A 20,669-nucleotide genomic window follows, 5' to 3' on the forward strand; every position below is an offset into this window, starting at 1 on the left:
AGATGCCGGCGATGCACGACGGGCACCGGGAGCCGATGCCGTCGCCGGGTACGGAGACCAAGCAGTCGTTCCTGACGACCGAGTTCTGGGTGTACGCCGCCGCAGTCGCGGTCGTGGTGATCTCCGCCTTCTGGCGTGGTACCGCCACGAACGGGCTGAACATCAACAACCCGACGCAGGCGTGGTGGTTCCTGACCGCCCTGACCGGCGCCTACCTGGTGAGCCGGGGCCTGGCGAAGGCGGGTTCGGCGCGGCGTTCCGGCGCGGAGCGCAAGGGTCGTCGCTGACCGTAGCTGACCCGAGCAGCGCAAGCTGCTGAGGACGATGGCCCCCGGGATTCCTCCCGGGGGCCATCGCTGGTCCACGTGACCGCCGAGCGCGGTCCAGCCGTCACGACGTCTCCACACCGGACCGGCGACCCGCCCGACGAGGGTCCGCCGGACCTGACCTCAGTTCACTCGTCGCCGCCGAAGTCGCCGCCGTCGTCACCCTCGAAGGCGTCCTCGATCAGTTCGCCGGCGACCAGGCCACCGGCGACACCGAGGGCCGCGCCGGCCACCACGCCGCCCATCCCCGGGCCCCGGCCGTGGTGGCCGTGACCCTTGCCGTGCACCGGGTAGCCGTGGGTGGGGGCGCCGTACCCGGAGGAGGCCCGCAGGTTGCCGTACGTGGAGGTGGTCTCCCGCAGCCAGCCGTCCACGACCTGGACCCAGTCGACCCGGTCGACGTCGGCGTGCGAGACGGTGTAGCGGCCGAACACGTCGTGCCCGGAGCTGAGGAAGCCACCCCGCTTGTCGCACTCCAGCACCACCTCGACCCCGTGCGGGCTGGTCACGAAGGTCAGCTCCAGCTCGGTGATGGCCTGCGCGTACTGAGGTGCGGCGAAGAACTCGATCTCCTGGTAGAACGGCAGCGTCTGCTGGGAGCCCCGGATGTGGCCCCGCTCCAGGTCGGCGTGCTTGAACCGGAAACCGAGCTGCTGGAACGCGCCCAGGATCTGCTCGTGCACCGGCAGCGGGTGCACGTTGACCTGGTCGAGGTCGCTCTTGTCGACCGCGCGGGCGATCGCCAGCTCGGTACGCAGCCCCATGGTCATGCCGTGCAGGCGCTGGCCGTAGACGTCGGTGATCGGGGTCTCCCACGGCACCGGCAGCTGGAACGGGATGGCGAGCTGCTGCTTCGGGGCGAGCTGGAGCGGGCCGCTGACCACCATCCGGTGGAACTCCATGACGCCGGCGTACTCGCTGTCACCGCCCTCGATCTCGACCCGGGTGACCAGCCCGATGACGACCTGCTCGATGTTGGCGGGGGCGTCCCCGCCGACCAGGTTCACGTTGCCGTCGAGGGTCAGGCCGGGCCGGGTGTTCGGGTTGGCCAGGACGGTGTCGACGCTGGGCCCACCCACGCCGAACGCGCTCAGCATCTTCTTGAAGACCATCGGAACTCCCGCTTCACGGTCGGCGCGTACTCCACCGTGGAGCACGCACGGTTACCCGGCGCACCCTAACTGCTAGGGCTGTGAAGTGACTGAGAAGCCACGCCGGGGCCGGGCCAGCACCAGCAGCACCCCGGACGCCGCCACGAAGAAGACCGCCATGGCCGCCGCCAACGGCAGCAGGCTCGCGTACCCGAGGAGACCGGTCAGCGGCGTGACCAGCGCGCCGGCCAGGAAGCCCAGACCACCCTGGAGCGCGGCGGCGGTGCCGGCGGAATGCCGGCCGGCCTCCTGTGCCAGCGCGGTGGTCGCCGGCAGCGTGAGGCCCATCCCGGTCACCACGACGGCGAGCAACGCCCACGGCACGGCCAACGGCGGCGCGGTCTGCCGGTCGACGAGGGCCACGACGAGCAGGGCGAGGGTCGCCACCGTGGACGCCCCCACCCCGGCGGCCCGCAGCGGGCCGGCCCCGAGCCGCGTCACCAGCACCCGGAAGAGCAGCCCGGCCCCGGCCATGCCGGCGGCGTTGGTGGCGAAGATGAGCGTGTAGCGGGCCTCGTCCATCCGGTAGACCGTCTGGAAGACGAACGACGACCCACCGATGTAGGTGAAGAAGCCGGCGATCGCGAGGCACAGCACGGTGAGGTGGGTGAGGAACCCCCGGTCGCGCAGCAGCCCGGCCATCCGCCCGACCGCCTCGCGCGGGCCGCCCGCCTGCCGGCGGTGCGCGGGCAGCGTCTCCGGCAGCCCGACCAGCGCGGCCACCGCCATCGCCGCGCCCAGCCCGGTGAGGGCGAGGAACACGGTACGCCAGTCCCCGTGGTCGAGGATCACTCCGCCGACGGCGGGCGCCAGCACCGGGCCGAGGAAGGTCACCGAGGCGATGCTGCCGAACCGGGCGGCGGCCTGTGTGCCCTGCCAGGCGTCGGTCACCATCGCCCGGCCCAGCGCCACTCCGGTGCCGGCGGCGATCCCCTGGCCGAGTCGGGCCAGCACCAGCACCCCGCCGCTGGAGGCGACCACGCAGAGCAGCGACAGCAGCGTGAAGCTCAGCGTGCTCACCAGGACGATGCCGCGTCGGCCCCGGACGTCACTGACCGGGCCGAGCAGGAGCTGACCGGCGGCCATCCCGATGATGAACGCGGTCAGGGTCAACTGGGCCACGGTCGCGCTGGTGTCCAGGGAGCGCCGCAGCTCGGGCAGGGCGGCGAGGTACGCGTCGGTGGCGAACGGCCCGACCCCGGTCAGCAGCACCAGCGCCACCATGGACGGCGTGCCCGCCGGCCGACGGGGCCGGTGCGGCGTGGACGGCTTCTTGACCTGCGGCTGTGTCACCCGTCGGACCCTAGTCGCGGGATCGGTCCGGCGCGGGGTCCCGTGGTGGCCGGTGTCTCCGATCCAGTCCGCCCCCCGGCGGCGGTGATCGGCACGCCTCGGCTCCCCGTTCGCTTGACAGGAGCTGGCCATACTGGGGCGGTGGAGTTACCGGACCACTACGGAATGGAATTTCCTTCGATGGACGGAGGCCGACATGCGTTGGCTCATGATCCTGATCCTCGTGGTGGGAGCTGCCGCCGCCGTCTGGCTGTGGCGTCGCGCCCGACAGGCGTCGATCGACCCCGACCGGCGGATTCTCGACCAGCAGGCGTCGGCCGAGGCCCGGACCCGGCTCGACGAACACCGCAACCGCACTGACGGCAGCGGCACCGGCAGCGGTGGGGTCGGCGGCTGGAGCCAGTAGGGACCGTCTGCCCCGCCTATCCGGCGTCGTCGGTGAGCAGTCCGCGCAGGACGCTGCGTACCGTCGTCTCGAAGAGGTCGCGGGGCGCGGACGGTGACGGATCGGTGATGGCGGCGACCAGGTTCGGGTACGCCGCCAGGTCGATGCCGGCGAAGCCGACCCGCGGGGCGGCGGACTCCTGGCGGGCGAACAGCGACGTCACCCCGGTCATCATGGCGATCGCCTCGAACTTGGTGGTGGTCGCCGCCGGAACCGGCCGCAGGACGGCCAGGCAGTGGTCGAACCAGCGTGCACGACCACGATGCCCGGCCCGCTGCCGATGGAGTGGAGCACGATCTCGCGGTGGCGTCACCATCGAGGTCTACCGCCGGCTGGCAGCGCGGTTGGCCGACCGGTTCACCGTGCACCTCTACAACCGTCGCGGCCGGGCCGACGCGGCGGCCCGCGCCGAGCCCTACGACGGCGACCAGGACGTCGACGACCTCGCCACGCTGCTGACCGCCACCGGGGTCCGCAACGTGCTCGGCCACAGCGGCGGCGGCTTCGTGGCCCTGCGCGCCGCCGCCCGTGGGTTGCCGATCGACCGGCTCGCCCTCTATGACGCGGCGGTCCAGGTCAACGGCCTGTTCCCCCTCGACTGGGTGCCCGCCGCCCGCGAGGCGTCACACGCGGGCGACATCGCCCGCGCCCTGGCGCTCACCGGGGCCGGCCTCAACACCCACTCGGCCGCGCCGCGCCTGCCACTGGCCGTGCGGATCGCCATCTGCCGGTTGTTCCTGCGTACGACGATCGGGCGCACCATGGGCGAGTTGCTGCCGACCACCCTGGACGAGAGCATGTTGATCCCGCAGCACGACAGCTCGCCGCAGCGGTGGGCCGGCATCACCGCCGAGGTGCTGCCGGCCTACGGCAGCAGCGGGCCGCCCTACTACCGGCCGACCAACGAGGCGCTGGCCCGGGTCATGCCGCACGCCGCACGTTGGCGGTGCCCCGCGCCGGCCACGACGCGCTCAACCGCGCCCCGCGACACCTGCTCGATGCGCTCGCCGACTTTCTTCACCACCCCGGCGCCGCGCAGCGGACCCGCTCGTGACCAGCCGACAGCATCCGCACGCTGCCCCGGAGACGGTTCCCGGCACGCGGGAGCCACCAGGGCGGGGGCCAGCGGGTCGCCGGGGCGGGAGCCGGGGACGGCCGGCCACCGCCACGAGCGGGTCAGGCGTGCGGCCCGCCTGCTGCCGGTCGGCCGCCGAGGAAGCCCTCCAGGGCTTCGGTGAACCGGGCCGGCTGCTCCTCGGCGGCGTAGTGGCCGCAGTCGTCGATGATCACCTCGGTGACGTCGTCGGCCGCCAGTCGCATCGTCTGGGCGACCAGTGCGCCACTGTAGAGCGCGCCGCCGATGGCGAGCACCGGCAGCGTCAGCCGGGTCTTCGCGCGCTGCGCGTTCTGCGCGATCGTCTCGTCCAGCGCCCGGTAGTACCCGAAGCTCGCCCGCAGCCCGCGCGGGTCCGCGACGATCGCCTCGACGTAGACGTCGACCGCATACCCGGGGATAGCGGTCGGGGTGGCGGCCTTCTTGGCGAACTGGTAGCCGAAGAAAAGCCGTTCCCGCCCCCGGACCAGCTCCTCGTTGAGATCGTCGAGCCGGTTGAAACCGAAGTGCCAGAGCCGCTGGCTGACTGCGGCCGGGCTGAAGACCGACGGGGTCGGCGTGAGCCCGGGGATGATCGCGTCGACGACGGCGAGCCGGCCCACCCGCCCGGGGTGGTCGGCGGCGAGGGCGTACCCGGTCCACATGCCGATGTCGTGGCCGACCACGTCGAACCGGTCGTGGCCCAGCGCGGCCATCAGGGCGACCAGGTCGGCGGCCAGCGTGCCGGCGTCGTACCCGGCGTCGGGCTTGTCGGAGAGCCCGGACCCGCGCGGGTCGACGGCGACGACGGTGTGCGTACGGGCGAGGGCGGGCATCACCTTGCGCCAGGCGTACCAGGTCTGCGGCCACCCGCCGACCAGCAGCAGCGGCGGGCCGTCCCCGCCGGTGACCGCGTGCAGCCGCAGCCCGTCCAGCTCGACGAGCCGGCTGGTGAAGACGTCGGTGAACCCGGCGGGCAGCCGCAGCGAACTCAAGGTTGTCATGCCGGCGACCATACCCATCTTGGAACGATCAGTACAAGACCCTTGGAACGATCGGTACAAGATGGGTATGCTGACGACCATGGCAGGTCGCAAGCAGTTCGACGTGGACGAGGCGCTACGACGGGCGATGCACGTCTTCTGGCGCTGGGGCTACTCGGAGGCCTCGATCGACCGCCTCACCGAGGGCACCGGCCTGGGCCGCAGCTCGCTCTACGGCACCTTCGGCGACAAGAGCGCCCTCTTCCGCAAGAGCCTCCAGCTCTACACGCAGACCTACCACCCGCTGTTCGACCAGGCGCTACGCGGCCCCCACCCCAGCCCGAACGCCGTGGTGGCCGCCTTCCTCCGGGTCACCCTGAACCGCATCGCCGACCCGACCGTCCCGGACGGCTGCCTGGTCACCGTGTCGGCAGCGCAGTTCCCGGCCCTCGATGCGGAGGGCCAGGCGATGGTCCGCGCCGTGATCGACGGCCTGCGGGCGATGCTGGAACAGGCGTTGCTGGCGGCGGGGGCCGGTGAGCAGGAGGCGGCCGAGTGGGCGTTGTGCACGCTGGCGACGAACAAGTCCCTGGCGGTGCTGAGCCGCGCCGGCTTCTCCGGCGAAGACCTGGCGACCGTGGCCGCAGTCGCCGCCCGCCCCCGGGACTGACGGTGCCGGTGACGCCGACCCCGCCCGCCCCGGGAGCGGTCAATGCGTCCAGAAGGTCGCCGGGAGGGCTCGACGTCGGTCGCGGACCGTTCGAGGAGTGCGGCGATGGGCAACAGTGCGGTCGCCGCGGCGTCCCCGGCGCGGGCCAACTGACGGATCACGTCCGCCTACGGATCGCGTCAGATTATGCGGATCCTGACGAGGTCTTCGAGTCCTGCGAGGTCGTCGGCGTTGCGGGTATAGACGGCGGCGTCGTGGGCATGTGCGGTTGCGGCGATGAGGAGGTCCATCACCCTGGCTCGCGGCTGACGGCCGGTCTCGACGACGCGGGCAGCCAGTCGTGCGTAGCTGTCGGCGATCACGTCGTCGATGGGCAGCGGATCAAATCGGCGCTGGATGGCACTCAACCGCGCCAACCGGAGCGCCCTCGCCTCGGCGGTTTTCGCGACCAGGACACCGAACTGGAGTTCGGCGAGGCTGGCGACGCTGATGGCCAGTTCACCCGGAATCGGGGTTACGTCGTTGGCGATGAGGATGCTGGTGTCGAGGATGCCGCGGCTCACCGCTCAGCCCATGGATCGGTGACGGTGCCGTCCAAGAGATCACGGTCGCCTGCCCACGCGGCGTCGGTGGGTTGGTCGAACACACCGGCAAGGTCGTCCCACTCGCGCCAGGTTCGCGGGCTGACCGGGCCGAGCACGGCTGCCGGGCGGCCGGCGACGGTGATCGTCAAGCGTTCACCTGCCTGCGCCCGACGTACCAGGTCGCTGGCGTTCTGGCGCATCTCCCGAAGCCCCACCTCATGCATGCGCCAAACGTAGCACATGTGCTACGTGCAGTCGGCGATCGCCGGCCGCGGCCCGGGCCGACTACTCAGATTCGGCCGCCGTCACGCAGGCAGGTACGGGTGCCCTGGGCCGTACTCAGATCCAGGTGGTGGCCAGCCAGGCCGTGACGGCGGCGGTCACCAGCAGGACGATGTTGAGTCCGATCTGGCGGGCCTCACCCCGGGACAGGTGCACCGCGATGCCGCCGACCTGGATCAGGACGAGGCCGACGGCCGCCGCGACGGCGAGCCAGGGCGCGATCCCGGTCAGCGGTGGCAGGAGCAGGCCGGCCGCGCCGAGAATCTCCAGCACCCCGATGGTCCGGACCAACGGCATGGGTACGCGGTCGACCCAGCCCATCATCGGCTGGAGCTGCTCCCGGCTCTGCGTGGCCTTCTTGCCCCCGGCGTACAGGTAGAACACGGCCAGCAGGGCGGCGACGATCCAGTAGGCAAGTGTCATGACGGGCCCCTTCGATAATGAGCACGATGGTTACGAGAAGGAAGTAGCCACATCATGTGTCAGTATCGGAGGGCTTACAAAAGGCACACGGGTGTGCGTGAGGCACAGGGGATGGTCATGTCGCAGTACGAACACACCTGCCTGATCCGGGGCGACGGCGGCCGGACGATCCGGGCGATCCTGGATCGGATCTGCAACAAGTGGACACTGCTGATCGTGGCGACCCTCGACCGGGGCGCACTGCGCTTCACCGAGCTGCACCAGCAGATACCCGGCATCTCCCAACGCATGCTGACGCTGACCCTGCGCCACCTGGAGCGCGACGGCCTGGTCGCGCGGACGGCGTACGCGGAGGTCCCACCCCGGGTGGAGTACGCGCTGACCCCCACCGGCAAGAGCCTCATCCCGCCCGCGCTGGCCCTCGCCGGCTGGGCCATCGAGCACGTCCCCCACATCGAAGCCAGTCGGGCGCTGCACCAGAACCGGCCCGGATGACATCGCAGGGCCGGGTGGTGGACCTCGATCAACGCGTCCAGAAGGCGGCCGGCAGGGCCTCGACGTCAGTCGCGGACCGTTCGAGGAGTTCCGCGATGGGCAGCAGCGCGATGGCTGCGGCGTCCCCGGCGTGGGCCAGGTGGCGGATCACGTCGGCCTGCCGCCGGGCCCGCTGCGGCACTGCGACGGCGAACCCACTCCGGTCACCCTCGTAGCCGTACGCGTCGAGCAGAAGACGCAACCGACGGGCCCGCTCGCGTACGTCGTCGTCGCTCAACGGCCTGCCGTCGCGCGGCGACGCGAGCGGCACCCAGGTCAGCGCGGAGAACGCCAGGTCCCAGTCCCGGGACGACGGGCCGGCGGTGTCCCAGTCGCAGAACCCGACCAGCCGGTCACCGTCCACCACCGCGTTGTAGGGCGACGCATCCTGGTGCCCGACGACCAGCCCGGGGCCCATCGTGCGGCCGACGAACCAGCACTCGTCCTGCGGCGGCACGAAGCCGGCGGTCAGGTCGTGGACCCGGCGCAGCCATTGGCCGACCTGGACCAGCATCGAGTCGGCCGACGCCCAGCCGGGCCACGGCTCCCGGCCGCCGATCGTCTCCCCCGGCAGAAAACTGAGCATCTCGCGCCCCTGGTCGTCGAAGCCGAGCGCGCGGGGAGCGGCGTCGAACCCGGCATCCTCCAGATGTCGCAGCACCGCGTGCACGGTGGCGGTCCACCGCGACGCCCGCTTGTGTACGACACCACCGATCAACACGGCACCGGTGGTGTTACCGCCGGGCAGCAGTTCCTCGCGCATCTGCCGGGTATACCGGGCTCCGCCACGCCAGCGACACCGAGTTTCGCAAGCCCTCGGCGTCCCACCTGGCCTCTCGACCGGTAGAGGGTCCACACCGGTCGGCCATCCGACACCGCACACCGACTCGCTCCGAACGTGGGCCCGCCGGTGGCCGGGGTGATTCTCGCTGTTGAGATGCGCGGCGTTACGCCTGGCTGAGGAGGTGGCGTGACGGAATGTAGTCGATCTTCGTGTCGGCGTAGACACCGAGCGTGCCATCGTTGAGACACCTCAGGCCGACGCTGATCCAGCGCACCTCTCCGTCGTCGAAGAGCGCGTAGCCGACCGCGACGGCGAACTCCTCACCTCCACAGGGGCAGGCGCAGGACTCGTGGTCGGTCCCGGCCCAGTGTTCGGCGCTGTCGCCGATGAAGGCGACCGCGCCGCAGGTGAGACAGGTCCGCTGCGTCGCCTCCTCCTCGTCGATGGTGACGCGAAAGGTACGGCCGTCGCACTCGCCGCAGCGGGACTCCAGCACCGTGGCCACCGGGTAACCTCCCGCCGCGAAATGGCGGAGGTACTCGGCGAGGTCGTCGACATTCTCCCCACGCCACAGCTTCCCGGACTTGTCGAGTGCCATCTCCGCATTGTGCCTGGCACCGGCGGTGCGCCCGCGAGCGGATCACTAGACTGGCTGGATGCGGCAGGCACTGAGAGACCTCACCTTCTCCGACCACTCCGAGTGGTTCGGCCTGGGCCCGCTGCTGCTCGCCGTCCTGGCCGGCATCCGCGCGTTCATGGCCGACGAGCCCTTCGCCCGCTGGGGCTGGACCGTCGTCGCCGTCCTCATGCTGATCATCTGCGCCGTCTACGCGATCTGGGCGAGGAAGAAGCACTCCTGAGACCTATCCGGAAGGCAGCTACAGCCACTCGTTGACTGCGACGGCCTTCGACCCCTGCTCGGACGCCAGGCGCACCTTCGAGGTCAGGCATGTGGCCGGCCCGCTGGTCGGCGGGTTCCTGACCGACCACGCCGGGTAGCGGTGGATCTTCCTCGTCAACCTGCCGATCGGGGATCCGGATGGCCGCGCGGGCAACAGCCGTGCCGCATAATCCGTTCATGACCTCCACCGGCTTGTCACGGCTGTCGTTGTGGTCCACCGACTCGTTGTTGTCCATCGGATCCCGAGGCTCGGTGCTGTCCATCGGCAGTGTCGGCTCGATCGCCTCCGTCGGCAGCATCGGCTCCGCCGGATCGGTCCTGTCCGTCGGGTCCGCGCTCTCGGTCGGGTCGGCCCTGTCGTGGCGGTCCTCCTGGTCATTGCTGGCTGACCATTCCTTCGGAGCCGCGATGGGCTCCCGCGAGCGAGCCCGCGCACTCATCGGGCCGTCCGCGGCGTTGGCCGCCGTGGCGCTGACCGCCTATGCCGGCTACCTCCTGGCGCGCAGCCGCCGGCCGGACGAAGGTCACTGAGGGCCGCAACGGGACAGCAGACGGGCGGCACCTGCCCCGTCGAGACGCGGTCTGTCCGCACGCCCCGGAGACGCACACTCCGCAGCGGGTGAGTGCACCTCAGGCTGCGAAACGGTCGATGTCTCTTGCGAGGTCGTCCCCAGTCAGCGGCTGCTGCATGTCGCTGAGGACTCTTGCCAGGGCGGGGAGCGCGTGCTGCTGGTTGGCGAGGAGGACACTCACGTAGTCCTGGTCGGGAACCAGTAGCATCGCGGTCCGGTATCCGGGCAGGCGCCCGTTGAGGTACATCTGGCCCGAAGGGCCGAGCGCCCATCCGAGGCCGTACGCCAGGGGGTCGTCCGGCGTGGTGCGCGGTCGGCGGATGTCCTCCAGCAGGGCCCGATCAGCGAGCAGCCCCTCACCAAGTGCCAGGACGTCCGAAACCGACGACCACAAGCCTCCGCTGGGGCGGCGCGCGTGTGGGTAGTCGCTTCGGGGGAGTTCGGTCGGACCGTCCCAGCCGGTGACCGAGTCGCGCGGTGCGTCGAAACCTGTTCGAGAGAGACGCCAGGGTTCGAGCAGCTTCTCCGTCAATGCCGTCTCGTACGACGCGCCGTGGAGGGCCGCGAGGATCGCGCCGGCCAGGAAGTAGTTGCCGTTGTAGTAGGACCAGTGCGCCCCGGGCTCGTGTGCGTTTCCGGCGCGTACCACGAGCCGGGCTGCCTCATCGAGCGCGGGAGGCCCGTGGCCCAGGGCGGCCACGGCGGTCGAGTCCACGGACTCGCGCAGCCCCGAGACCTGCCCGAGGATCTGCTCGACGGTAACGCCCGTATCGGCTCGCCAGTCAGGCGCGAGGTCTGGCAGCAGTTCGATGGCGGGGCTGCCCAGCGGGACGTCGTGCTCCCGCAGTGTCATCACGAGCGCGGTGGAGGTGAATGCCTTCGTCAACGACGCGATTCGGAAGCACGAATCCGGGGTCACCTGAACCGCCCCGCGAGTAGCCGCACTTCTTGCCCCCGCGACGGAGACCCCAGCCACCACTGCCGGGACGCCGCGGAGAGCGACCTGCGCGTCGAGCACATCCTGGAGATCCACGGTACGAATACTCCCAGCCGTGCCAAGGCGTCGCAGGGAGGCTTGAGCGCTCCCCACAAAACGTGAGCGCTCCTCAGTGCGCTGGCGACGATGCGGGCACGGAATTGTTCGGCGCGACGCGCCGCATCCGCGCGCAACGCAGGAGCCTCAGCACGCTTCATAGGCACCGGTGAGACCGGCGAAGATCACCGCTGCCTCCCCATTGCGGTGACCAGCAGGAGAGGAAGGAACAGCAAGGACGGTACGCGGGTTGCGGCACATGGGCGCGGCACCCCCCTTCGATGGTGGTCACTCGTAGCCGAGATTCTCCTCGGAGTGCAGGTGCCACCCGTCGTGCCGCTTGACCAGGACGAAGGCGGTGCGCTCAAAGACGTCGTAGAATCCGGAATCCGGATCGTGGCCATACGTGTACCAGAGCGCATCGATCCGCGCCGTGTCCGGGGCCTCGCTGACGACAGTCACCGAGTCCACACTCGACTCTCCGCCGAATCCATCAACTTTGCCGTTGCTGTGCGCTTCGGCGTACCTGGCGCAAAAATCAGCAGGGCTCTGATAGAGCATCTGAACCTCCCCTTGGCCCTGCCTCCGGCGGGCAGTTGGCGGGCGCCGTCGCGTCGGGCATGTTGTCCACCGTAGGGCTCGGCACAAACGCGTAGGACCGCAGGAGCACCGTCACGAACGGCAGCAGATCAGCAGCACGTGATCACCCGTCCGTTCCCAGGCGGAGCCTGAGCACACCCCGACAAGATCAGCTGCGCGCTCATCGACAGCAGCGGGTGTTGCGCGGCTCAGCCGATGCGCTCGGCCAGCGAGACGATGATCCCTTCGGGCCCCCGGACGTAGGCCATCCGCCATGCACCCTCGTACTCGCCGATGCCACCGACCAGCCCGTAGCCCTCCCTCGCCGCCCAGTCGACGGCGGCCCGCAGATCGTTGACCTCGAAGGACACGTTGCGTAGTCCCCGCTCGTTGGCCATGGCCGCCGGTGAGCCCGGCACGGACTCCGGCCGCCCGAACCTGGCAAGCTCCAGGCGGGTGCCACCGCCGGGCGAGGTCAGCATGACGATCTCGGTGCGGGAGTCGGGAATGCCACAGACCACCGATGGCGTAACAGCTCGTCATGTCCACGGCACCACCCCTATGCGACCTCAAGCCGCTTGAGATGCAAGCCCCTCGTTCTGCGTCAGCCGCCGGTGAAGTCGAACTCGCCGTCCTTGACGCCGCCGACGAAGGCCGCCCACTCGTCGGCGGTGTAGACGATCGTCGCCGCGTCACGTGCCTTGCTGTGCCGCACCGCCACCCGGCCCGAGCCGTCGAGCAACGGCCCCGCCTCGACGCAGTTGCCCCCGTTGTCCGGACTCCTGGTACTGATGTGCCACGCCACCTCAGGCACGATCTCGCTCATGACAGCTCCTCTGCGAGTGCTGCGATCAGCTTCGCCGACTCGCTCACACTGAGTGCGGACTCCCGGAGGCGATCGTACGCGTGGACGTACCGGCGGGCCTTGTCCGATTCCATGAACAACCGCCCGCCCAGAGTTTCGGCGTGCGCCACGTCGGAATACGGGGATGGCATCTTGAACAGCCAGAAGGTTCCATCGAGACCGGCGTGGAGCCCCAGCGAGGCCGGCAGCACCCTCACCTCGATCGTCGGCCTGGTCAACATCTGCCCCAGGTGGACGAACTGCGCGGCCATCACTCCACGGCTCATCACCGGACGACGGAGCGCGGACTCTTCGATGATCACCGCGAGGTTGGTCGCGGAAGGCCCGTCAAGAAGGCGTTGCCTGTCGATTCGCAGTTGCACCCACTTGCGGATCTGACTCTCACTCGTAGAGCTTGGCTCCGCGTTCCTAATGACGGCTTCGGCATAGTCCCTGGTCTGGAGCAGGCCAGGGATCAGCAGCGATGCGTAGGTGCAGACCTGGTTCGCCCTCGACTCCAGCCAGGGGAAGTCGATGAAGGATGTGTCGTAGATCGTCCGATCGAAGCTGTTGTCCCAGCGGTCCACGCGCCAGGCATCCTGGGCAAGCTGAATCAGCCGATCGCGCTCGCGCTCGTCGTAGACGCCATAAAGATCGAGTAGCTCCACCACGAGATCACGCCGGAACGGCCACTCGGCACGCTCGTACCGGGCCAGCGACGAGTAGTCCCGTTCCAGGAACTTCGCGACGTACTTGAGGGTCAGGCCGCGTTGCTCCCGCAGCTCGCGCATCTGCTGACCGAGCCACTGCGCGCGCAAGGTGTGGACGAACGCTTCTCTCTTTGCGGCCATGCTCACCTCTCCGGGTTCCGACGAGAAGAAATCCGTTGGTGTCGTTGCACCAACACGGAGGCCACTGGAAATGTGGCCTTCGGGTGAGGGTGATCACCGGCCCCCGGGGACGCCCGGTGCAAGCGCAGTAACCGCGGCTGTGCCAACAGCCGAGAAGGTGACGAGAGACGGCGTCGCGGGTGGCAGCCGCATACCGGATCTCGTCGGGTCTCCACATGAAGCCGAATTCCCGGCTCCGACCGACTTGCTGAATACCTATCACGGCGGCGGGTGTCCCCGCGACCCCGCACCACCAGGAGGCGACCGATGATCCGCGACGCCCGCGACGACGGCACCCTGCCGGCCCGGCTGCATCCGGTCCTGGTCCGCGACCACCAGTTCCCCACCGTCGGCTTCGGCCGTCGTGGCCTCGACCCCCGGGAGGTACGCCGGTTCCTGCTCCGGGTCGCCCTGGAGTTGGCCAGCCTGCATCAGGAGGTGACCCGACTGACCGAGGAGAACACCAGGCTCAAACGGCTGCTGCGGGACCGCCGCAGCGCCCAGGCCAACAGGTCCCCGTGGTGAGCCACGGCCCGGCACCCGGCCGGGACGACGGCCCCCGCTACGTGGTACACCTGCCCGTCACGGCCACGACTGAGGATCAGGCGCTGCGTTTCGCGTACACGCTGGCGCGTTCGCTGGCGTTGGTGCCGGGGGTCGAGGTCGCCGGAACCACCGTCTCCGCCGAGGACGCCCAGCACGTACGACAGTGGGTGTTCTGTGACCGGATCATGCCGGACCGCCGGCGCTGCCTGGCGCGGGCCGAGCACGACGGACCGTGCGATCCGGGGCGGTGAGCGGGGCGGCAGGTCTCAGTCGACCTCGACGACGACCAGCTCGCCGACCTGTTCGCCGATCTGCTGCCGGCCGTCCGTCGGCAGCCCGGCGTCGGTGATCAGCAGGTCGGCCTCGGCCAGCGGGGCGATGGTGGCGATGCCGATGGTCTCCCACTTGGTGTGGTCGGCCAGCACCACGAGGTGCCGGGCCGCGCCGATCAGCCGCCGGTTGACCGCCGCCTCCAGCAGGTTGGGGGTGGTGAACCCGGTGCGCGGGCTCATCCCGTGCACGCCGAGAAAGAGCAGATCCACATTCAGGGTACGGATCGCCGCCTCGGCCACCGGCCCGGTCAGCGCGTCCGACGGGGTACGCATGCCGCCGGTCAGCACCACCGTCTGGTCGACGCGCGGGTTCTGGTAGAGCGCGTCGGCGACCGGGATCGAGTTGGTCACCACGGTCAGCCCGGGTACGTCGCCGAGCAGGGTGGCCAGCGCGGCGGTGGTGGTGCCGGCGGAGAGCGCGACGGCCATCCCGGGCTCGACCATCCGGGCGGCCCGGCCGGCGATGGCCCGCTTCTCGTCCTGCTGGCGGATCGACTTCGCGGCGAAGCCGGGTTCCTCGGCCGACCCGGGGCCGGCCAGGGTCGCCCCGCCGTGCACCTTGTCGACCAGCCCCCGCTCGGCGAGCACCTCCAGGTCACGGCGGATCGTCATGTCGGAGACGCCGAACCGGCTGACCAGGTGGCTGACCCGCACCCCGCCGCGCTGCCGGATCAGCTCCAGGATGGCGTTCTGCCGTTGCTGAGCGAGCATCGGACCTCCCAACCGCGCGGACGAGGGAACGGTACGCAGGTCAGGCCGCTGCGGCCGGGGACGGCTCAACCGCTGGGACCGCCTGTGTCGCCGCCTGCTCCTCCCGGACCACGGCCACCTCCCCGGCGGGCACCCTCAGCGTCCCGCCGCAGGGCTGACCGGTGAGCAGGTCGGTGCCGGTCGCGTCGAGGGTCGCCTCGGCGTCGGTGTGGTTGACCACGAACAGCCAGGACCGGTCGTCGGCGCGGCGGCGGACCACCTCGACGCCGGGCGGGGCGGCGACCGGCGGGCGGACCCCGGCCTCGGTGAGCAGCCGACCCACCAGGGCGTCGGTGGCCGCCTCGTCGAGCCGGGTGGCCAGGTACCAGGCCGTGCCGTCGCCGACCCGGTGCCGGGTCAGCGCGGGCACGCCGGGCAGCGGACCGTCCTGATAGGACGCCACCACCTGCGCGCCGGCCGGGTGCAGCCACTCGGTCCACACGTCGGCCGTGGACCCGTCGTCGAGGGTGACCTGCTCGCCGGCCAGCAGCGGGAAGAACTCCTCGGTGCGCACCCCGAGCAGCTCCCGGAACGCGCCCGGGTAGCCGCCGAGCCGGATGTGGTCGTGCTCGTCGACGATCCCGCTGAAGTACGTCACCAGCGCCGTCCCGCCCCCGGCGACATAGCGGCGTAGCGCCTCGGCGTCGGCGTCGCGGACCAGGTAGAGGGTGGGGACGAGGACCAGCCGGTAGCCGGACAGGTCGGTCGACGGGTGCACCACGTCGGCGGTGACCCCGGCCCGCCACAGCGCGTCATAGAGCGCCCGCATCCGGTCGGCGTAGGTGACGTCGACGCTGGGGTGGGAGTCCAGCTCGACGCCCCACCACGCCTCCCAGTCGAACAGGATGGCCACCTCGGCGTCGACCCGGCTGCCGCGTACCTCGGCCAGGGCCTTGAGGTCGGCGCCGAGCCGGCAGACCTCGTCGAAGACCTTGGTCTCCGGGCCGGCGTGCGGGACCAGGGCGGAGTGGAACTTCTCCGCGCCGGCCCGGGAGGCCCGCCACTGGAAGAAGAGCACCCCGTCGGCGCCGCGCGCCACGTGGGTGAGGCTGTTGCGGCGCAGCTGGCCGGGGATCTTGGCGACGTTGCGGGGCTGCCAGTTGACCGCGCTGGTGGAGTGCTCCATGAGCAGCCACGGGTCACCACCGGCGACGCCACGGGTGTGGTCGGCGGCGAACGCCAGGCCGAGGTGGGCGTTCGGGTCGGTGACGGTCAGGTAGTGGTCGTTGGCGACCAGGTCCACGTCGGACGCCCACGAGTGGTAGTCCATGTGCTTGATGCCCATGCCGATCATGAAGTTGGTGGTGACCGGCTGGCGGACGCGCCGCTTGAGCACCTCACGCTCGGCGCGCAACTGGGCCCGCTGCTCGTCGGAGGAGAAGCGCAGGAAGTCGAGCTGCTGGGTGGGGTTGGCGAAGGTGAGCGCGGCGCGCGGCGGGTTGATCTCGGCCCAGTCGTGGTAGCGCTGGCTCCAGAAGGTGGTGCCCCAGGCGTCGTTGAGCCGGTCGAGGTCGCCGTAGCGCTCCCGCAGCCAGCCCCGGAACGCCTCGGCGCTGACGTCGCAGTAGCAGTGCACGTTGTGGCAGCCCAGCTCGTTGGAGACGTGCCACATCACCACGGCGGGGTGGTCGGCGTAGCGGTCGGCGACCGTCTCGACCAGGGCCAGCGAGCGCTCCCGGAAGATCGGCGAGCTGGGACAGTAGCCCTGCCGGCCGCCGGGCCACAGCACGGTGCCGTCGGCGGTCCGCGGCAGCGTCTCGGGGTGCCGGTGTGCCAGCCACGGGGGCGGGCTGGCGGTGGCGGTGGCCAGGTCGACGTGGATGCCACCGGCGTGCAGGACGTCGAGGGCCCGGTCGAGCCAGCCGAACTCGTACCGGCCGGGGGACGGTTCGAGCAGCGCCCAGGAGAAGATCCCGACGGAGACCAGGTCGACCCCGGCCTGCCGCATGAGCGCGACGTCCTCGGCCCAGACCTGCTCGGGCCACTGCTCGGGGTTGTAGTCGGCGCCGAAGTAGATCCCGTCGCCCTGCCAGCTGCCGTGTTGCCGCATGAGAGCAGAGCGTGCCCCTAGCGGACGATCAAGTCAACACTTTCCAACATCGGCCATCTTTCCAACGTTTACCACCGGGATCGCCCGCCAACCCTGCGATATCGATCCGGATCAGCCCTCTTGACAGGGCCCCACGGAGGGGTAGCTTCAAGCGCCACCGGGAGTTTGTGTTTGTCAATGTTCGTTCTCGGTGGATCCATGTTGGCATTTCCGAACTGCCGTTCCCCCACCACTGACGGCCCTCGGGCGCAGCGCACCTCTTCATCCGCAGGAGGCACCATGTCCCGTCCCCGCACCGAAGCCGAGTATCTCGCCCGGCTCGTACCGTCCTCCGTCGCCGGCATCGGGCGACGCTCCCTGATCACCGGGGTCGGCGCGGGCGCGCTGCTCGGCACCGGGCTGCTCGCCGGTTGCGGCTCCGACTCCGGCTCGGGCAGCGACAGCAAGGAGGTGTCGGTCGGCTCCAACCAGTCCGACCCGAAGCCCAAGGCCGTCATCGCCAAGGTGATGGACGGGTTCAAGACCTCGTCCGGCATCACCACCAAGATCAACACGGTGGACCACAACACCTACCAGGAGAACATCAACAACTATCTCCAGGGCAAGCCGGACGACGTGTTCATGTGGTTCGCCGGCTACCGGATGCGCTTCTTCGCCGCCAAGGGCCTGACCGGCGACCTCAGCGACGTGTGGGGCAAGCTCTCCGGCTACTCCGACGCGTTCAAGAAGGCATCCACCGGGGACGACGGCAAGCAGTACTTCGTGCCGTCGTCGTACTACCCCTGGGCGATGTTCTACCGCAAGTCGGTCTGGAAGCAGCACGGCTACCAGGTGCCGACCACGCTCGACCAGCTCACCGCCCTCAGCGCGCAGATGAAGAGGGACGGCCTCACCCCGATCGCCTTCGCCGACAAGGACGGCTGGCCGGCGATGGGCACCTTCGACATCCTCAACCTGCGGATCAACGGCTACCAGTTCCACATCGACCTGATGGCGGGCAAGGAGGCGTGGACCTCCGACAAGGTCAAGAAGGTCTTCGACACCTGGGCCGGGCTGCTGCCGGTGCACCAGCCGGACAGCCTGGGCCGCACCTGGCAGGAGGCCGCCCAGTCGTTGCAGCAGAAGAAGAGCGGCATGTACCTGCTCGGCCTCTTCGTCGCCCAGCAGTTCGGCAACGACGAGCAGGACGACATCGACTTCTTCACCTTCCCCGAGATCGACCCGGCCATCGGGGCCAAGGCGCTGGACGCGCCGATCGACGGCTACATGCTGGCCCGCAAGCCCAAGGCCGAGGCCAACGCCAAGAAGCTGCTGGAGTACGTCGGCTCGAAGGAGGCCGCCGACATCACGGTGAAGAACGACCCGACCACCCTGGTCGCCAACAGCGGCGCGGACACCAGCGGCTACACCGCCCTGCAGAAAAAGGCCGCCGAGCTGGTCGGCTCGGCCACCGAGATCGCCCAGTTCCTCGACCGGGACACCCGGCCGGACTTCGCCTCCACCGTGATCATCCCGGCGCTCCAGCAGTTCATCAAGAACCCCAAGGACATCGACGGGCTGGTCAACAGCATCGAGAACCAGAAGAAGTCGATCTTCACCAGCTGACGGCGAGAGGGGGAGGACCATCGTGTCCGACCTGCCCCTGATCCACGTGGATCACGCCGTACCGGCACCGGCCACGGCCACCCCCTCCCGGGGTGGTCGCGGCCGGCGGCTACGGCTCCTGTCCCGCACCGACCGCGTGGTGATCACGCTGATGGTGCTCGTACCGCTGCTGCTGGTGGTCGCCCTGGTCTGGCTGCCCGCACTGGCCACCGTGGCGCTCTCCGGCACCGACTGGGACGGCATCGGCCCGATCAGCGAGATCGACTGGGTCGGCGGCCGGAACTACTCCGACGTGGTCAACATCTATCCGCCGTTCGTGCCGGCGATGCAGAACAACCTGCTCTGGCTGGCCGCGCTGTTCGTGGTCGCCACCCCGTTCGGGATGTTCCTCGCCGTGCTGCTCGACAAGGAGATCCGGGGCAGCCGGTTCTACCAGACCGCGCTCTATCTGCCGGTGGTGCTCTCGCTGGCGCTGATCGGCTTCGTCTGGCAGCTCATCTACTCCCGCGACCAGGGGCTGCTCAACGCCGTCCTGGGCAGCCAGACCGACTGGTACGGCGACCCGGACGTCAACATCTGGGCGGTGCTGGTCGCGGCCGGCTGGCGGCACGTCGGCTACATCATGCTGCTCTACCTGGCCGGGCTCAAGGGCGTCGACCCGTCACTGCGGGAGGCCGCCTCGGTCGACGGGGCCTCGGAGACCAGCACCTTCTTCCGGGTCATCTTCCCGGTGCTGCGACCCATCAACATCATCGTGCTGGTGGTGACGGTGATCGAGTCGCTGCGCGCGTTCGACCTGGTCTGGGTGATCAACAAGGGCCGCAACGGCCTGGAGCTGATCTCCGCCCTGGTCACCCAGAACGTGGTCGGCGAGGCGAGCCGGATCGGCTTCGGCTCCGCCCTGGCGACCATCATGCTGGCCGTCTCGCTGGTCTTCATCACCGTCTACCTGGCCGTCGTCATGAGGGAGAACCGGCGATGAGCGCGTCGACCATGACCCGTCCGCCGGCCTCCGAACCGGCGTCGGAGCCGGCCCCGCGCCGCCGGCCGCTGCGTCCCGCCCGGGTGGTGCTGCACCTGTTCCTCGGCGCGGTCGCGGTCGGCTGGCTCTTCCCGATCCTCTGGGCGGTGCTGACCTCCCTGCGCTCGTACGAGTACACCGCGACCAACGGGTACGTCTCGCTCGGCGGCTGGACACTCGACAACTACGTCACCGCCTGGCGGACCGCCGAGTTCGGCCAGCACTTCCTCAACTCGGTCTACATCACCGTCCCGGCCGTGCTGCTCACCCTCTTCCTCGCCTCGTGCGTGGCGTTCGTGATCGCCCGGTTCAGCTGGAAGCTCAACATCGTCCTGCTCGGCCTCTTCACCGCCGCCAACCTGCTGCCCCAGCAGGCGCTGCTGATCCCGCTGTTCCGGATCTTCACCGAGGTGCCGCTGCCGGAGTTCATGAGCGACTCGGAGTTGCTCTACGACAGCTACTGGGGGCTGATCCTGGTCAACGTGGCCTTCCAGTGCGGCTTCTGCGTCTTCGTGCTGAGCAACTACATGAAGGCGCTGCCCCGCGACCTCTACGAGGCGGCCATGGTGGACGGGGCGAGCATCTGGCGGCAGTACTGGCAGGTGACCATGCCGCTGTGCCGGCCGGCGCTGGCGGCGCTGGCCACCCTGGAGGTGACCTGGATCTACAACGAGTTCTTCTGGGCCACCGTGCTGATGCGCACCGGCGACAAGTTCCCGGTGACCAGCTCGCTGAACAACCTGCGTGGCGAGTTCTTCACCGACAACAACCTGGTGTCGGCCGGCTCGGTGCTGGTCGCCATCCCCACCCTGGTGATCTTCTTCCTGTTGCAGAAGCAGTTCGTCAAGGGCCTGACCCTGGGAGCGTCTAAAGGCTGAGGCCCCCACCCACACCTGCGCGAGCTGAAGATCTCGGTGGCCCCCCACCGCCCCCACCCGCACATGCGCGCGAGAGCGGTATTCCTGGCAGGCATGAACA

At 69.9% G+C, this 20,669-nt stretch carries 28 protein-coding genes; 12 read left to right on the plus strand and 16 right to left on the minus strand.

Annotation, left to right across the window (positions count from 1 at the left end; translation table 11 throughout):
* The first annotated feature begins 2 nt into the window (after nt 1-2).
* On the plus strand, nt 3-287 hold the full coding sequence (locus GA0070216_RS26925; RefSeq protein ID WP_176739158.1) for a hypothetical protein: 285 nt from the start codon (nt 3-5) through the stop codon (nt 285-287).
* Nucleotides 288-454: 167 nt separating this feature from the next.
* Here GA0070216_RS26925 and GA0070216_RS26930 read toward each other — a convergent pair whose 3' ends face one another.
* Both GA0070216_RS26930 and GA0070216_RS26935 read right to left on the minus strand, forming a co-directional pair.
* A complete protein-coding gene (locus GA0070216_RS26930; RefSeq protein WP_091251885.1) occupies nt 455-1,438 on the minus strand; it encodes a sporulation protein in 984 nt (327 codons plus the stop codon).
* A gap of 72 nt (nt 1,439-1,510) precedes the next feature.
* Entirely contained in the window at nt 1,511-2,770 is a 1,260-nt protein-coding gene (locus GA0070216_RS26935; protein WP_176739146.1) for a multidrug effflux MFS transporter, read from the minus strand.
* A gap of 196 nt (nt 2,771-2,966) precedes the next feature.
* Here GA0070216_RS26935 and GA0070216_RS26940 point away from each other — a divergent pair, with 196 nt between their 5' ends.
* Nucleotides 2,967-3,176 carry a hypothetical protein gene (locus GA0070216_RS26940; protein ID WP_091251889.1) on the plus strand — a complete coding sequence of 70 codons (210 nt, stop codon included), beginning with the start codon at nt 2,967-2,969 and terminating at the stop codon, nt 3,174-3,176.
* 16 nt (nt 3,177-3,192) lie between these two features.
* On the opposite strand, the gene GA0070216_RS26945 is transcribed toward GA0070216_RS26940, so the two are convergent.
* The gene (locus GA0070216_RS26945; protein WP_245722755.1) at nt 3,193-3,528 is read right to left on the minus strand and encodes a hypothetical protein; all 336 of its coding nucleotides are present in this window, start codon (nt 3,526-3,528) and stop codon (nt 3,193-3,195) included.
* A 31-nt stretch (nt 3,529-3,559) separates the two neighbouring features.
* Here GA0070216_RS26945 and GA0070216_RS26950 point away from each other — a divergent pair, with 31 nt between their 5' ends.
* Entirely contained in the window at nt 3,560-4,453 is an 894-nt protein-coding gene (locus GA0070216_RS26950; protein WP_245722756.1) for an alpha/beta fold hydrolase, read from the plus strand.
* On the opposite strand, the gene GA0070216_RS26955 is transcribed toward GA0070216_RS26950, so the two are convergent.
* Nucleotides 4,392-5,312, minus strand: coding sequence for an alpha/beta fold hydrolase (locus GA0070216_RS26955; RefSeq protein WP_176739147.1), 921 nt, complete (start codon nt 5,310-5,312; stop codon nt 4,392-4,394). The genes GA0070216_RS26950 and GA0070216_RS26955 overlap by 62 nt on opposite strands.
* Nucleotides 5,313-5,391: 79 nt before the next feature.
* Here GA0070216_RS26955 and GA0070216_RS26960 point away from each other — a divergent pair, with 79 nt between their 5' ends.
* Nucleotides 5,392-5,961: a TetR/AcrR family transcriptional regulator gene (locus GA0070216_RS26960; protein WP_091251997.1), complete on the plus strand. Its 570-nt coding sequence runs from the start codon at nt 5,392-5,394 to the stop codon at nt 5,959-5,961.
* Nucleotides 5,962-6,140: 179 nt separating this feature from the next.
* Here the strand turns inward: GA0070216_RS26960 and GA0070216_RS26965 are convergent, their stop codons facing one another.
* From GA0070216_RS26965 to GA0070216_RS26975, 3 genes are all read right to left on the minus strand, one after another.
* Nucleotides 6,141-6,524 (minus strand): PIN domain-containing protein, encoded by a 384-nt coding sequence (locus GA0070216_RS26965; RefSeq protein ID WP_091251891.1) that lies wholly within the window; start codon nt 6,522-6,524, stop codon nt 6,141-6,143.
* Entirely contained in the window at nt 6,521-6,769 is a 249-nt protein-coding gene (locus tag GA0070216_RS26970) for a type II toxin-antitoxin system Phd/YefM family antitoxin (protein WP_091251897.1), read from the minus strand. The genes GA0070216_RS26965 and GA0070216_RS26970 overlap by 4 nt, the downstream gene beginning before the upstream one ends.
* Before the next feature lie 115 nt (nt 6,770-6,884).
* On the minus strand, nt 6,885-7,250 hold the full coding sequence (locus tag GA0070216_RS26975) for a DoxX family protein (protein WP_091251899.1): 366 nt from the start codon (nt 7,248-7,250) through the stop codon (nt 6,885-6,887).
* 117 nt (nt 7,251-7,367) lie between these two features.
* Between GA0070216_RS26975 and GA0070216_RS26980 the strand changes: the two genes are divergently transcribed.
* Nucleotides 7,368-7,745, plus strand: a complete 378-nt coding sequence (locus GA0070216_RS26980; RefSeq protein ID WP_091251901.1) for a winged helix-turn-helix transcriptional regulator — start codon at nt 7,368-7,370, stop codon at nt 7,743-7,745.
* 28 nt (nt 7,746-7,773) lie between these two features.
* On the opposite strand, the gene GA0070216_RS26985 is transcribed toward GA0070216_RS26980, so the two are convergent.
* Together GA0070216_RS26985 and GA0070216_RS26990 are read right to left on the minus strand one after the other, a co-directional pair.
* On the minus strand, nt 7,774-8,547 hold the full coding sequence (locus GA0070216_RS26985) for a phosphotransferase (RefSeq protein WP_091251904.1): 774 nt from the start codon (nt 8,545-8,547) through the stop codon (nt 7,774-7,776).
* A 184-nt stretch (nt 8,548-8,731) separates the two neighbouring features.
* Nucleotides 8,732-9,166 (minus strand): hypothetical protein, encoded by a 435-nt coding sequence (locus tag GA0070216_RS26990; RefSeq protein WP_091251906.1) that lies wholly within the window; start codon nt 9,164-9,166, stop codon nt 8,732-8,734.
* 58 nt (nt 9,167-9,224) lie between these two features.
* Here GA0070216_RS26990 and GA0070216_RS26995 point away from each other — a divergent pair, with 58 nt between their 5' ends.
* Nucleotides 9,225-9,428 (plus strand): hypothetical protein, encoded by a 204-nt coding sequence (locus GA0070216_RS26995; protein WP_091251909.1) that lies wholly within the window; start codon nt 9,225-9,227, stop codon nt 9,426-9,428.
* Nucleotides 9,429-9,646: 218 nt separating this feature from the next.
* Nucleotides 9,647-10,000 carry a hypothetical protein gene (locus GA0070216_RS27000; RefSeq protein ID WP_091251910.1) on the plus strand — a complete coding sequence of 118 codons (354 nt, stop codon included), beginning with the start codon at nt 9,647-9,649 and terminating at the stop codon, nt 9,998-10,000.
* Between the two features lie 99 nt (nt 10,001-10,099).
* On the opposite strand, the gene GA0070216_RS27005 is transcribed toward GA0070216_RS27000, so the two are convergent.
* The 5 genes from GA0070216_RS27005 to GA0070216_RS27025 all read right to left on the minus strand — a co-directional run bounded on the left by GA0070216_RS27005 (nt 10,100) and on the right by GA0070216_RS27025 (nt 13,348).
* Entirely contained in the window at nt 10,100-11,074 is a 975-nt protein-coding gene (locus GA0070216_RS27005; protein ID WP_176739148.1) for a serine hydrolase domain-containing protein, read from the minus strand.
* A 288-nt stretch (nt 11,075-11,362) separates the two neighbouring features.
* Nucleotides 11,363-11,635: a hypothetical protein gene (locus tag GA0070216_RS27010; RefSeq protein ID WP_141723213.1), complete on the minus strand. Its 273-nt coding sequence runs from the start codon at nt 11,633-11,635 to the stop codon at nt 11,363-11,365.
* 227 nt (nt 11,636-11,862) lie between these two features.
* Nucleotides 11,863-12,135 (minus strand): VOC family protein, encoded by a 273-nt coding sequence (locus tag GA0070216_RS27015; protein WP_245722757.1) that lies wholly within the window; start codon nt 12,133-12,135, stop codon nt 11,863-11,865.
* A 122-nt stretch (nt 12,136-12,257) separates the two neighbouring features.
* Nucleotides 12,258-12,479, minus strand: a complete 222-nt coding sequence (locus GA0070216_RS27020) for a DUF397 domain-containing protein (protein WP_091251917.1) — start codon at nt 12,477-12,479, stop codon at nt 12,258-12,260.
* Nucleotides 12,476-13,348 carry a helix-turn-helix domain-containing protein gene (locus GA0070216_RS27025; RefSeq protein ID WP_091251999.1) on the minus strand — a complete coding sequence of 291 codons (873 nt, stop codon included), beginning with the start codon at nt 13,346-13,348 and terminating at the stop codon, nt 12,476-12,478. Before GA0070216_RS27025 ends, GA0070216_RS27020 begins: the two co-directional genes overlap by 4 nt.
* Before the next feature lie 306 nt (nt 13,349-13,654).
* Between GA0070216_RS27025 and GA0070216_RS27030 the strand changes: the two genes are divergently transcribed.
* Nucleotides 13,655-13,912, plus strand: coding sequence for a DivIVA domain-containing protein (locus tag GA0070216_RS27030; RefSeq protein ID WP_091251920.1), 258 nt, complete (start codon nt 13,655-13,657; stop codon nt 13,910-13,912).
* Between the two features lie 41 nt (nt 13,913-13,953).
* Complete coding sequence (locus GA0070216_RS27035; RefSeq protein ID WP_091252001.1) at nt 13,954-14,184, plus strand: hypothetical protein; 231 nt, start codon at nt 13,954-13,956, stop codon at nt 14,182-14,184.
* Nucleotides 14,185-14,199: 15 nt separating this feature from the next.
* Here GA0070216_RS27035 and GA0070216_RS27040 read toward each other — a convergent pair whose 3' ends face one another.
* Nucleotides 14,200-14,976: a DeoR/GlpR family DNA-binding transcription regulator gene (locus GA0070216_RS27040; RefSeq protein ID WP_091251921.1), complete on the minus strand. Its 777-nt coding sequence runs from the start codon at nt 14,974-14,976 to the stop codon at nt 14,200-14,202.
* Nucleotides 14,977-15,016: 40 nt separating this feature from the next.
* Nucleotides 15,017-17,065, minus strand: coding sequence for a beta-galactosidase (locus tag GA0070216_RS27045; RefSeq protein WP_091251923.1), 2,049 nt, complete (start codon nt 17,063-17,065; stop codon nt 15,017-15,019).
* Nucleotides 17,066-17,344: 279 nt separating this feature from the next.
* Here GA0070216_RS27045 and GA0070216_RS27050 point away from each other — a divergent pair, with 279 nt between their 5' ends.
* Genes GA0070216_RS27050 through GA0070216_RS27060 form a run of 3 tightly spaced genes read left to right on the plus strand, consistent with a single transcriptional unit; the run spans nt 17,345 to nt 20,569 of the window.
* The gene (locus GA0070216_RS27050; RefSeq protein ID WP_091251925.1) at nt 17,345-18,670 is read left to right on the plus strand and encodes an ABC transporter substrate-binding protein; all 1,326 of its coding nucleotides are present in this window, start codon (nt 17,345-17,347) and stop codon (nt 18,668-18,670) included.
* Nucleotides 18,671-18,692: 22 nt separating this feature from the next.
* Nucleotides 18,693-19,652, plus strand: a complete 960-nt coding sequence (locus tag GA0070216_RS27055; RefSeq protein WP_091251928.1) for a carbohydrate ABC transporter permease — start codon at nt 18,693-18,695, stop codon at nt 19,650-19,652.
* A complete protein-coding gene (locus GA0070216_RS27060) occupies nt 19,649-20,569 on the plus strand; it encodes a carbohydrate ABC transporter permease (protein WP_176739149.1) in 921 nt (306 codons plus the stop codon). The genes GA0070216_RS27055 and GA0070216_RS27060 overlap by 4 nt, the downstream gene beginning before the upstream one ends.
* Nucleotides 20,570-20,669: the final 100 nt, after the last annotated feature.

Source organism: Micromonospora matsumotoense (genome assembly GCF_900091525.1).
Classification (GTDB): domain Bacteria; phylum Actinomycetota; class Actinomycetes; order Mycobacteriales; family Micromonosporaceae; genus Micromonospora; species Micromonospora matsumotoensis.

Excerpts from the sequence above, each read along its gene's own strand:
- GA0070216_RS27050 (WP_091251925.1), top strand. The coding sequence starts at position 17,345 with ATGTCCCGTCCCCGCACCGAAGCCGAGTATCTCGCCCGGCTCGTACCG.
- GA0070216_RS27030 (WP_091251920.1), top strand. The coding sequence starts at position 13,655 with ATGATCCGCGACGCCCGCGACGACGGCACCCTGCCGGCCCGGCTGCAT.
- GA0070216_RS26975 (WP_091251899.1), bottom strand. The coding sequence starts at position 7,250 with ATGACACTTGCCTACTGGATCGTCGCCGCCCTGCTGGCCGTGTTCTAC.
- GA0070216_RS26925 (WP_176739158.1), top strand. The coding sequence starts at position 3 with ATGCCGGCGATGCACGACGGGCACCGGGAGCCGATGCCGTCGCCGGGT.
- GA0070216_RS27045 (WP_091251923.1), bottom strand. The coding sequence starts at position 17,065 with ATGCGGCAACACGGCAGCTGGCAGGGCGACGGGATCTACTTCGGCGCC.
- GA0070216_RS26980 (WP_091251901.1), top strand. The coding sequence starts at position 7,368 with ATGTCGCAGTACGAACACACCTGCCTGATCCGGGGCGACGGCGGCCGG.
- GA0070216_RS26940 (WP_091251889.1), top strand. The coding sequence starts at position 2,967 with ATGCGTTGGCTCATGATCCTGATCCTCGTGGTGGGAGCTGCCGCCGCC.
- GA0070216_RS27010 (WP_141723213.1), bottom strand. The coding sequence starts at position 11,635 with ATGCTCTATCAGAGCCCTGCTGATTTTTGCGCCAGGTACGCCGAAGCG.
- GA0070216_RS26995 (WP_091251909.1), top strand. The coding sequence starts at position 9,225 with ATGCGGCAGGCACTGAGAGACCTCACCTTCTCCGACCACTCCGAGTGG.
- GA0070216_RS26930 (WP_091251885.1), bottom strand. The coding sequence starts at position 1,438 with ATGGTCTTCAAGAAGATGCTGAGCGCGTTCGGCGTGGGTGGGCCCAGC.
- GA0070216_RS26960 (WP_091251997.1), top strand. The coding sequence starts at position 5,392 with ATGGCAGGTCGCAAGCAGTTCGACGTGGACGAGGCGCTACGACGGGCG.
- GA0070216_RS26985 (WP_091251904.1), bottom strand. The coding sequence starts at position 8,547 with ATGCGCGAGGAACTGCTGCCCGGCGGTAACACCACCGGTGCCGTGTTG.
- GA0070216_RS27015 (WP_245722757.1), bottom strand. The coding sequence starts at position 12,135 with ATGCTGACCTCGCCCGGCGGTGGCACCCGCCTGGAGCTTGCCAGGTTC.
- GA0070216_RS27000 (WP_091251910.1), top strand. The coding sequence starts at position 9,647 with ATGACCTCCACCGGCTTGTCACGGCTGTCGTTGTGGTCCACCGACTCG.
- GA0070216_RS27025 (WP_091251999.1), bottom strand. The coding sequence starts at position 13,348 with ATGGCCGCAAAGAGAGAAGCGTTCGTCCACACCTTGCGCGCGCAGTGG.
- GA0070216_RS26990 (WP_091251906.1), bottom strand. The coding sequence starts at position 9,166 with ATGGCACTCGACAAGTCCGGGAAGCTGTGGCGTGGGGAGAATGTCGAC.
- GA0070216_RS26955 (WP_176739147.1), bottom strand. The coding sequence starts at position 5,312 with ATGACAACCTTGAGTTCGCTGCGGCTGCCCGCCGGGTTCACCGACGTC.
- GA0070216_RS26970 (WP_091251897.1), bottom strand. The coding sequence starts at position 6,769 with ATGCATGAGGTGGGGCTTCGGGAGATGCGCCAGAACGCCAGCGACCTG.
- GA0070216_RS27040 (WP_091251921.1), bottom strand. The coding sequence starts at position 14,976 with ATGCTCGCTCAGCAACGGCAGAACGCCATCCTGGAGCTGATCCGGCAG.
- GA0070216_RS27060 (WP_176739149.1), top strand. The coding sequence starts at position 19,649 with ATGAGCGCGTCGACCATGACCCGTCCGCCGGCCTCCGAACCGGCGTCG.
- GA0070216_RS27020 (WP_091251917.1), bottom strand. The coding sequence starts at position 12,479 with ATGAGCGAGATCGTGCCTGAGGTGGCGTGGCACATCAGTACCAGGAGT.